Origin of the sequence: Sphaerochaeta sp. (assembly GCF_050178175.1) — a bacterium.
In the GTDB taxonomy this organism is placed as follows: domain Bacteria; phylum Spirochaetota; class Spirochaetia; order Sphaerochaetales; family Sphaerochaetaceae; genus Sphaerochaeta.
This window is the reverse complement of the sequence record NZ_JBFXGH010000166.1, coordinates 1-3,856: the sequence shown is the minus strand read 5'-3', so window position 1 is coordinate 3,856 and position 3,856 is coordinate 1. Positions and strand designations below refer to the sequence as shown.

The window sequence follows — 3,856 nt, the reverse complement described above, 5'->3', positions numbered from 1 at the left end:
CAGCCCAATAGAGAACATCACGCCCATGGAGAAACCGCACATGGCTCTCCTTGACGGCTGCAAGCAGGACCGGAGCATCCTCTTTTGCTGAATGACGGAATGCGAGGATTACAGGGTAGGGGGATGAGAGGGCTTCCTTCAAGTATTTCCTGTGTATGGTGGTAATCCCCCTCACTCCCATGGCAAGATAAAGATATGGACGGATGATCATTCTGCTGAGATGGAATACTGCCTTGCTGAATCGAGGTTCTGGGAAAGGAGTGGGTTTTTGTACGCTCACCGTACCTCCTTCTTCTCCAGCATTTTCTCATAGTATGCTTGGTCGATAGGGTATTTCTTGAGAATAAACAAGCCTAAGAGATACCACAGAAGAGGAAGTGGGCCGGAGACAAGGATGATCCCTGCACTGGAGGGGGCCTGGAAGTCAAGGGACTGAGCAAATCCTTGTTAGTTCGTCTTGGTCAAATCGGAAAACACCGGTGAGACCTGAACGTCTCATTCATCCAGATGCTGTTGGAACTATCCAATACACTCTCTTGCTTGAGGGAATGCAGGTACGTTTCACTCTCCGCGTTCATTGTCCCGGGAGTATGGCTTGAATCGGTGAGGATGCTAAGCATTTCGCTTTTGGTTTCCCCTACAGCACCATTCATGGTCATGGAAAGGACAAACAGGGCTGAAAGCGGGCTGATCATACGGTTGCCTCCCTGCTCGTAGCCGGCAAAGAAGAGACCATCTGAGAAGGTACTCGCTACTTCACTGAATGACTTGGAAAGGGGCGTTTCTTGCAAGGGTTGGGCAACGGAAGAACCTGCGGCAAAAAGGACCAAAAACAGTAATACGATTTTGCGCATGCATTTACTCCATATCCAGAATGTACCATGGTTTTACCCAATGTGAAGCAAGAGCACACACAAAGCACACAGATAGAAGGAACACTACTCCTGTATGAACGGAGGAGAGTATATGAAACAGTCACGGGGAAAAGTGCAACGAATACGGAAAATTGTGCAACTGGTTTTCTTTCTTTGGGTGGTTACGGTAATTGCCTTGAGTGAAGCAGCAGCGAATGGATTTACACTGCCATTCTCCATGGAAACAGTTTCCCTTCATGCCATATGCCCCTTTGGCGGGGTGGTAACGCTGTGGACCCTTATCAAGGATGGTCTCCTGATCAGAAAGATTCATGAATCCTCGGTAGTGCTTGCATCCCTGTCCGTACTCCTTGCGGTTCTCTTTGGACCGGTCATCTGTTCCTGGGTCTGCCCATTTGGGACATTCCAGGAGTGGATCGGGAAGCTTGGAAGGCGGCTCTTTCCCAAGCGGTACAACACCTTCGTCCCCAAGCGTATCGACCGTTACCTACGATTCCTGCGGTATGGTATCCTTGTATGGATCTTGGTCATGACCGCCCTCTCTGCGACCCTGGTTTTCCAGCCATATGACCCCTACTATGCACTCTTCTCTCTCATTCATCGAGAGTTTTCACTTGCGGGACTTGTTATATTATTCATAATCATCTTGCTTTCACTCTTCGTGGAACGTCCTTTCTGCAAGTATGCCTGTCCCTATGGTGCCTTCCTTGGGCTTTTCAATAAGATCAGGATCTTCAAGATACGAAGGAACAAGGATCTTTGCATCAATTGCGCTGCTTGCAATAGAGCCTGCCCGATGAACATTGATATAGCAGGAAGTGAGGTGGTTTCCTCAGGTCAGTGTATCTCCTGCATGGCCTGCACCAGTGAAGATGCATGTCCCATCTCTGATACCGTGATCACCTCCTTCAACAAGAAACAAAAAGGCATTTCCATACGGCGAATCGGTATCATTACGGTTCTGGTAATCGTTGGCGGCATCATGCTCTCCATGGTACTTGGACTCTGGAGAACCTCCAGCAGTAAACAACCGACGCTTCTCAAGGAAGGAGACTATGTGGGAGCTCCCGACCCTGCTGATATTCGCGGAAGTTATACATTTGACGATGTGGCGAAGGCGTTTCCTGTCCCTCTCACCATACTCCTGGATGCATTTGGCGTAGAAGAGGGAACGATGCGTCTTGGCTCCCTTGAGGAAATCTGGGCAGGTTCCATCCCTGAGGGAACAGAGGTTGGAACTGATTCCATCAGGCTCTTTGTATCGGTATATACCGGGATCCCATTCACAGCCGAAGAGGGGACCTTGCTGCCCACCAGTGCAGTGCGCGTGTTGGAGCGTGAAGGAAAGTCAGCTGATCCTCGTTTTTCGCAAATAAAAGAAGCTGCGATAGAACTTACCGTTGATGAGAGTGTGGTAGTACCCACCCCTGCCCTTGAGATAACCGGCAAGACCACGGTACAGGAAGTGCTGGATGCTGGCTACACCCTTTCCCTGATAGAGTCAATCCTGGGAACAGTGGAGAACAAGCGTGAAAGTATCAAGGAGATTGCTGAGTCACAGGGATTGAGTTTTAGTGAGGTGAAGCTGAAAATCCTTGAGTAACTAAGGCAGCAAGTGCCATGGTGATGGGGAGCATTCTTACAAGGAAACCAAGCAATACCGCCTAGGGAATGGGTGAGTGGAGCATGTTCAGCAACCCTTTCCTGCTGAACCATCCTGTGATGATCAACAGTCCCAGCGTGAAGAGAAAAATTCCTTGGATCCGGTCGTAGAGGAGGATCAGGTTCATTGCCTCGTTTCCTCCCCATAGTTCCATCAGGGGGGATGCCGAGGAACCCGGAGTTCATGAAGACCAGTGGGGGAAAAGCACGCCCTGATACCATTCAGTTCTTGGTTCCTTTCCTTAATCCGCTATACTGGTAACCGGAATACAGGAGTAGCATGGAAAAGAGTGATTGGTCAGCAGAAGGCAGATGAGATTCACGTCGAACTGGTAACTGACCATTCGCGTCTTCCTGCTCAGTCTCTTCCTGGTATCCATCCTCTCGCTGTTTTTCCACCAATTCAATCGAAAACTAGAACAGTCACTCTGGGAAGGGAAACAGGCTCAGTTCCAATATCTTACGGACCAAAGTGCCCGGTTGATAAGCCAGCAGATCAATGAAGACCAGGGAGTGCTGTAATCGTTGGTTGAACAAACTGCATCCCTCACGCTGGAGGATACGGTGGTTCTGCTCAATGAACGCTCTATCCAATGGGAAAAAAATGGGAATTATCCTTCCGTCACCCGTTCTGGTGACTATTTGCAGTATCTGATGGAACAAGCCTGAGGGAACCCTGATCTGGCGGACAGATGGAAGCATCCAAACAGAGGCTTGCTGATGCCCTCACAATTCATTCCACTTCTGGAGAAACATAATCTCCTTATCGCGTTGGACATGTATATCCTGAAGCTTGTGTGCAAGCTGTTTGTACAATGGAAGGGTGAGGCCCCCCCTTCCTCCTATCTCGGTCAACCAGTCAAGGGCACATCTCTTTGTCACGAACTACGAGGAGAGCTTGGTAGCATTGGTTGACCGCTATGGCATCGACCACAAACTCATGGAATTCGAATTGACGGAGGCCTTGTTCCTACCCATTTGTCATCTATCCTGAAATCGCTGAGAAGCCAAGAATTCTTGGTCTCCCTTGATGATTTCGGTTCAGGGTACTCCTCCCTTACCATGCTCAAGGATGTACAGATTGATGTAATCAAGATGGATCAAGGCTTTTTCACCGACCTTACTACCAACGAATAGGGAATGGTGGCGATCCAACATGTCATAGCCATGGCGAAAGATCTTGGGATTACCTCATTGCTGAAGGTGTGGAGAGTGAAGAGCAAGCCAAGATGCTTGCTTCCATGGGCTGCGACGGTGTGCAGGGGTATTTCTACAGCCAACCGTTGGAAGTCAGGGAGTATGAGCAGTTGCTGGGCGAC

General features: G+C 49.3%; 6 protein-coding genes and 1 pseudogene. 4 read left to right on the top strand and 3 right to left on the bottom strand.

Annotated elements, in window-relative coordinates:
- Both AB7S66_RS11880 and AB7S66_RS11875 read right to left on the bottom strand, forming a co-directional pair.
- The coding region (locus AB7S66_RS11880; protein ID WP_428520273.1) for a hypothetical protein at positions 1–280 on the bottom strand (280 nt) is incomplete at its 3' end.
- Positions 281–461: 181 nt separating this feature from the next.
- Positions 462–854 carry a serpin family protein gene (locus AB7S66_RS11875; protein WP_428520271.1) on the bottom strand — a complete coding sequence of 131 codons (393 nt, stop codon included), beginning with the start codon at positions 852–854 and terminating at the stop codon, positions 462–464.
- A gap of 112 nt (positions 855–966) precedes the next feature.
- On the opposite strand from AB7S66_RS11875, the gene AB7S66_RS11870 reads away from it, so the two are divergent.
- On the top strand, positions 967–2,478 hold the full coding sequence (locus tag AB7S66_RS11870; RefSeq protein ID WP_428520269.1) for a 4Fe-4S binding protein: 1,512 nt from the start codon (positions 967–969) through the stop codon (positions 2,476–2,478).
- Positions 2,479–2,539: 61 nt separating this feature from the next.
- Here the strand turns inward: AB7S66_RS11870 and AB7S66_RS11865 are convergent, their stop codons facing one another.
- Complete coding sequence (locus tag AB7S66_RS11865; RefSeq protein WP_428520267.1) at positions 2,540–2,665, bottom strand: hypothetical protein; 126 nt, start codon at positions 2,663–2,665, stop codon at positions 2,540–2,542.
- A 397-nt stretch (positions 2,666–3,062) separates the two neighbouring features.
- On the opposite strand from AB7S66_RS11865, the gene AB7S66_RS11860 reads away from it, so the two are divergent.
- The 3 genes and pseudogenes from AB7S66_RS11860 to AB7S66_RS11850 form a co-directional block, all read left to right on the top strand.
- Positions 3,063–3,206 carry a hypothetical protein gene (locus tag AB7S66_RS11860; protein WP_428520265.1) on the top strand — a complete coding sequence of 48 codons (144 nt, stop codon included), beginning with the start codon at positions 3,063–3,065 and terminating at the stop codon, positions 3,204–3,206.
- A 12-nt stretch (positions 3,207–3,218) separates the two neighbouring features.
- Positions 3,219–3,674: pseudogene (locus tag AB7S66_RS11855) on the top strand (EAL domain-containing protein).
- Positions 3,671–3,856: EAL domain-containing protein (locus AB7S66_RS11850; protein WP_428520275.1), on the top strand; the 186-nt coding region annotated here is incomplete at its 3' end. The pseudogene AB7S66_RS11855 and the gene AB7S66_RS11850, both read left to right, overlap by 4 nt.

Coding starts and splice junctions, on each gene's coding strand:
- AB7S66_RS11870 (WP_428520269.1), top strand. CDS start 967: ATGAAACAGTCACGGGGAAAAGTGCAACGAATACGGAAAATTGTGCAA.
- AB7S66_RS11875 (WP_428520271.1), bottom strand. CDS start 854: ATGCGCAAAATCGTATTACTGTTTTTGGTCCTTTTTGCCGCAGGTTCT.
- AB7S66_RS11865 (WP_428520267.1), bottom strand. CDS start 2,665: ATGAACCTGATCCTCCTCTACGACCGGATCCAAGGAATTTTTCTCTTC.